The organism is Pseudodonghicola xiamenensis DSM 18339, assembly GCF_000429365.1.
GTDB lineage: Bacteria > Pseudomonadota > Alphaproteobacteria > Rhodobacterales > Rhodobacteraceae > Pseudodonghicola > Pseudodonghicola xiamenensis.
Window position 1 is genome coordinate 1 of the sequence record NZ_AUBS01000072.1, and the last position, 4,457, is coordinate 4,457.

The window sequence follows — 4,457 nt, forward strand, 5'->3', positions numbered from 1 at the left end:
TTATAATCCATCTGCTCCATCAGTTGCCATGTCGTGCCGAAGGCACGCCTCCGGCGCTACGCGGACCGAGAACAGGATTTGCAGCAGGCTCGCACGGATCAGCCGTTCCGGCGCGAAGGAGGGGCGGCCGAAATCGGCATAGAGCCGATCGAACCCGCCATCGAGGCTCGCCAAGGCGTCATTGACGACCCGCCGGATCCTGCACAGCGGATGCCGGGCGGGGACCCGCTCTTCGAGATCGACATAACTGAACAGCGATCCGCTCGTCTCGTCCGCTCCGCGCATGCCTGTCTCCGCCATTGATCCGCAGCAGGTCAAGCATGTTCTGCAATCGGCGTCGAGGCCCAGCTATTTCAGCAGCCTGCTAGGCACTGTCGGGCTTCATTCGCTGCCTGGCAGAAGGAGAAGCAGCGGTTCCGGCAGCACGCTGCAAATTTAGAATACGAACTCACATAATGTGCAGACTTACCCGGAAGCACGCGCCCAGGAAGCAAAGTGCTCCACTTCTGCGAAACGCGGGTGATCCCGGCGGCTCACCGCCCAAAATGTTCTGGCAGGCAATTCCGTTTCAGACAGGCGCACCAAGTGACCGGCTGCAACGGCGGAGGTGGCCAATACGCTGGAGGCCAGTACTACACCTTGACCTGCAAGCGCCGCGTCGATGGCATTGATTTCCTCGGAAAAGTGTTGGGTGATCTCCGGCGCGGCCCCTCCAAGCCCGGCTGCGTGGGACCAGCGCTGCCAGCTGGGCGGCGCTTCCACGCCACAATTCCAGCGGTATTGGATCAGCGGCAGGCGCAGAACACCGGGGTCGTCGTTGACCGGTGTCCGGCGCAGCAGGTCCGGCGAGCAGAGCGGGATCAGCCTATCTTCAAACAGCGGCAGCCATTGGTCTTCTGGCTCTGGCTGGGCTGCGTAGCGAACCGCAAAGTCGACATCGCTGCCGGACAGGTCCACCGGCCTGTTATCGGCTTCGACTTTAAGATTGAGCCCGGCCTCGCTGCGCAGTGCAGGCAGGCGCCGTATGAGCCAGAGGCTGGCGAACGCCACGGTGACGGATACCGTCAACGGGCGGTCCGTATCCGGCTGCGAAATCTTGGCAATGGCGCTGGCCATGCGGTCGAAACTCTCGCGCAGCACCGGGTATAATCCCGCTCCTTCCGACGTGAGGCGGATAGGGCGCGGATAGCGGTGAAAAAGTTTGACCTCCAAAATCTCTTCCAACTGGCGGATCTGGTGACTGATCGCGGTCGGCGTCAGGTGAAGCTCAGCGGCGGCACGGGCGAAATGCAGATGCCGAGCGGCGGCTTCAAAAGCGCGGAGCGCGTGGAGCGGTGGCAGGCGCCGCATCGGTTCTATCCTTTCTGTTCTGATTGGAGGTCAGATGATTCCCATTCAACTAGGCCATGAAAAATTCGCTTTCGCCAGAGGGTTGGTCGCTTGGTAGGTGAAACGTGAAATGCATGAACACAGGAGATTTTCCATGGCCACTCTGTTGCGGATTGATGCAAGCGCCCAGCTTGAAGAACGTTCCCTGACACGACATCTGACCGGGCTGTTCACCCGGACATTTTTGACCAACGCATCGGAAACGCAGGTGATCACCCGCGATGTCGGGCAGAAGCCTATTCCGGCAATCGACCATCAGTTCATCCATGCCGCCTTTACCCCGCCCGAGGAACGCGAGCCGTGGATGAACGAACGTCTGGCGCTGTCCGACGAACTTGTCGATGAGGTGGTCGCAGCGGATATCCTCGTTCTGGGGGCACCGATGTACAACTACGGGATGCCGACTGCCCTGAAAGGTTGGATCGACCACATTGCGCGGATCGGCAAGACCTTTTCCTTTGATCTGGCCCGTGGCGACACGCCGATCGAGCCGACCCTGTCGGGCAAACGGCTGGTGGTGCTGTCGTCGCGCGGTGAATTCGGCTTTGCTCCGGGTGGTGTTCGGGCGCATCTTAACGCGCTTGACCCGGCGCTGGCAGCCTGTGCGCATTACTTTGGCGTCGCGCGGAATGACATCGAGACGGTCGCCATCGAATATCAAGAGTTCAAGGACGACCGTTACCGGGCGTCGGTTGAAGCGGCTGAAGCCCGCACGCGCGAACTGGCCGCGAAACTGGCCGTTGCGGAGGCGCAGGCAACCTGAGACATCAGTCTCAAACGGCTAAGTCAAGTGGCGCTGATGTGGAGAAGCGTACTCATTCCACGCCGGTCAAGGGGATATTGAAGCGCAGGGCACTGGCGAGCATCCCTTGGCGAAAATAGAAGCGATGGCCCAAGGCGTTCGACAACGGGGTATCGAGGCTCAGCCGGCCACAGCCCACCGCCCGACCGATCTCCTGCACATGTTCCAGCAGGCGCTGACCAAGACCGCTTCTGCGATGGCTTTGATCCGTCACGAGATCGTCGAGGTAGATATGCCGCCCTTGTATCAGGTTCTCCTGAAACCGGTATCCAGCCAACGCCACGGGCTGGCCGCCTTCGTGGATCGCAAGCAGCCGGTAGCCTTCGGCGCTCTGGCTTTGCCAATGGGCCACGAATTCGGCGGCGCTCCCAAGATGCGGGCGGAGCTGCCGCATGAGTTCGAAACAGGCGGCGACGGTGGCGGCATCCTCGACCGGAACGATCTTGCTCATCAGGCCGCCGCCGGGGTCAGGGTGGGAAAATGCAGCGCTCCGGCAATGCGGTTCCAGGCGTTGATATTGGCAATCGCGACGGTCAGATTGACCTGCTCGGACGCGTCGAAGGCCGTATCGAGCGCTGTACGTGTCTCTGCGGGCAGGGCGGCTGTCGGCGTCAGGGTGACATGTTCGGCCCAGGCGAGCGCGGCGCGGTCCCGAGCGCTGTAGACGGGGCTGTCGTGCCAGGTCGGCAGCAGGTCGAGCTTTGCCGCATCCACGCCCGCGCGTCGCGCCACGCTCAGGTGCAGTTCGATGCAGAAGGCGCAGGCGTTTATCTGGGAAACGCGTAGTTTTACCAATTCGGTTAGGGCTTTCTCGAGCCCGGAGGCATCGACCGCCTTGCTCATGGCCAGGAGCGCAGCCAGCGCTGCGGGATGGTCCCGCTCGAAATCTGAATAGGTCATGTTTCGGTCGGTTTTCATCTTGGACAAGATCTTCATTAATTCTATTGTCAGAGCCCTGACAATAATATCAGAGTTCTGACAATGAGCAAGGCGGCAAAGGTTCTTCCGGGCGAAGGTACGGGCAAGCGCGGACCGGACGGCTACTTGGGCTATCTTCTGCGCCAGGCGGCGAACGGCTATCGGCATCGAGTGGAAACCTCTCTGCGCGAGACCGGGCTGACGCAACCGCAATTCGCCGCACTGACCATGTTGGACGCCTATCCCGAACATTCGAGCGCCGATCTGGCGCGGATTGCGCTGCTGACCCCGCAGACGATGAGCACAATCCTGCAGAATCTCGAAAATGCGGCGCTCATCCGACGCCACCCGCATCAGGAGCATGGGCGGAAGCGGCGAATCGAGCTGACAGATGCAGGGCGACAGGTTCTTGTCCGGGCAAAAAGGCTGGTATACGCGCTCGAAATCGAATTGGCGGAAGGGTTCTCTGAGGAGGAGCAACTCACGGTCCGCCGTTGGCTGGTCGCGGCGGGACGGCGAAGCTTTGAGGAAGGCGCCAACAAACCGTGACTTTTGCATCCCGTAAGTGAGTGCTTTAACAGGCTGCTGAAATAGTTGGGCCTCGACGCCGATTGCAGAACATGCTTGACCTGCTGCGGATCAATGGCGGAGACAGGCATGCGCGGAGCGGACGAGACGAGCGGATCGCTGTTCAGTTATGTCGATCTCGAAGAGCGGGTCCCCGCCCGGCATCCGCTGTGCAGGATCCGGCGGGTCGTCAATGACGCCTTGGCGAGCCTCGATGGCGGGTTCGATCGGCTCTATGCCGATTTCGGCCGCCCCTCCATCGCGCCGGAACGGCTGATCCGTGCGAGCCTGCTGCAAATCCTGTTCTCGGTCCGCGTAGCGCCGGAGGCGTGCCTTCGGCACGACATGGCAACTGATGGAGCAGATGGATTATAATTTGTTGATGGTTCGTGAGTCTCGGCGTCGACGATTCTGTCTGGGTCCCGACGGTGTTCACGAAGAACCGCGATCGGCTGCTGACGACAGACATGTTCCGCAAGATCATGGCCGCCATCCTGGCGCATCGGGAGGTGGCGCCGCTGCTGTCGGACGATCATTTCCCGGTGGATGGCACCTTGGCAAAGGCCTGGGCCTCGATGAAGCGCTTTCAGCCGAAGGACGATGTGGCGCCCGACCGGGACGATGATCCCGGCGCCCCGCCGGATGGCGGTGTGCCGCCCGCATCTGGCCCTGACCGATCCACCGCCGAGCCCGAACCTATGGTCCGCCCCACACGCCGCAACCGCAATGCCGAAGTCGATTTCCGTGGCGAGCGGCGATCGAACGCGACCCATGCCTCAGT

General features: G+C 61.5%; 5 protein-coding genes and 2 pseudogenes. 3 read left to right on the forward strand and 4 right to left on the reverse strand.

All coding sequences use genetic code 11. The features are described from left to right. Both G455_RS26260 and G455_RS0121930 read right to left on the reverse strand, forming a co-directional pair. Positions 1–285 (reverse strand): annotated as a pseudogene (locus tag G455_RS26260) (IS5/IS1182 family transposase); the annotation flags it as partial. Positions 286–465: 180 nt separating this feature from the next. Next, complete coding sequence (locus tag G455_RS0121930; protein WP_028095579.1) at positions 466–1,350, reverse strand: LysR substrate-binding domain-containing protein; 885 nt, start codon at positions 1,348–1,350, stop codon at positions 466–468. A 133-nt stretch (positions 1,351–1,483) separates the two neighbouring features. Here G455_RS0121930 and G455_RS25180 point away from each other — a divergent pair, with 133 nt between their 5' ends. Continuing rightward, positions 1,484–2,152: an FMN-dependent NADH-azoreductase gene (locus G455_RS25180; RefSeq protein ID WP_035367201.1), complete on the forward strand. Its 669-nt coding sequence runs from the start codon at positions 1,484–1,486 to the stop codon at positions 2,150–2,152. 52 nt (positions 2,153–2,204) lie between these two features. Here G455_RS25180 and G455_RS0121940 read toward each other — a convergent pair whose 3' ends face one another. Together G455_RS0121940 and G455_RS0121945 are read right to left on the reverse strand one after the other, a co-directional pair. Continuing rightward, positions 2,205–2,642 (reverse strand): GNAT family N-acetyltransferase, encoded by a 438-nt coding sequence (locus G455_RS0121940; protein WP_028095580.1) that lies wholly within the window; start codon positions 2,640–2,642, stop codon positions 2,205–2,207. Beyond that, positions 2,642–3,091 carry a carboxymuconolactone decarboxylase family protein gene (locus tag G455_RS0121945; protein WP_229861776.1) on the reverse strand — a complete coding sequence of 150 codons (450 nt, stop codon included), beginning with the start codon at positions 3,089–3,091 and terminating at the stop codon, positions 2,642–2,644. The genes G455_RS0121940 and G455_RS0121945 overlap by 1 nt, the downstream gene beginning before the upstream one ends. 81 nt (positions 3,092–3,172) lie before the next feature. Between G455_RS0121945 and G455_RS25185 the strand changes: the two genes are divergently transcribed. Both G455_RS25185 and G455_RS25190 read left to right on the forward strand, forming a co-directional pair. Further along, on the forward strand, positions 3,173–3,658 hold the full coding sequence (locus tag G455_RS25185) for a MarR family winged helix-turn-helix transcriptional regulator (protein ID WP_035367202.1): 486 nt from the start codon (positions 3,173–3,175) through the stop codon (positions 3,656–3,658). 108 nt (positions 3,659–3,766) lie between these two features. Continuing rightward, a pseudogene (locus G455_RS25190) lies at positions 3,767–4,457 on the forward strand (transposase); the annotation flags it as partial.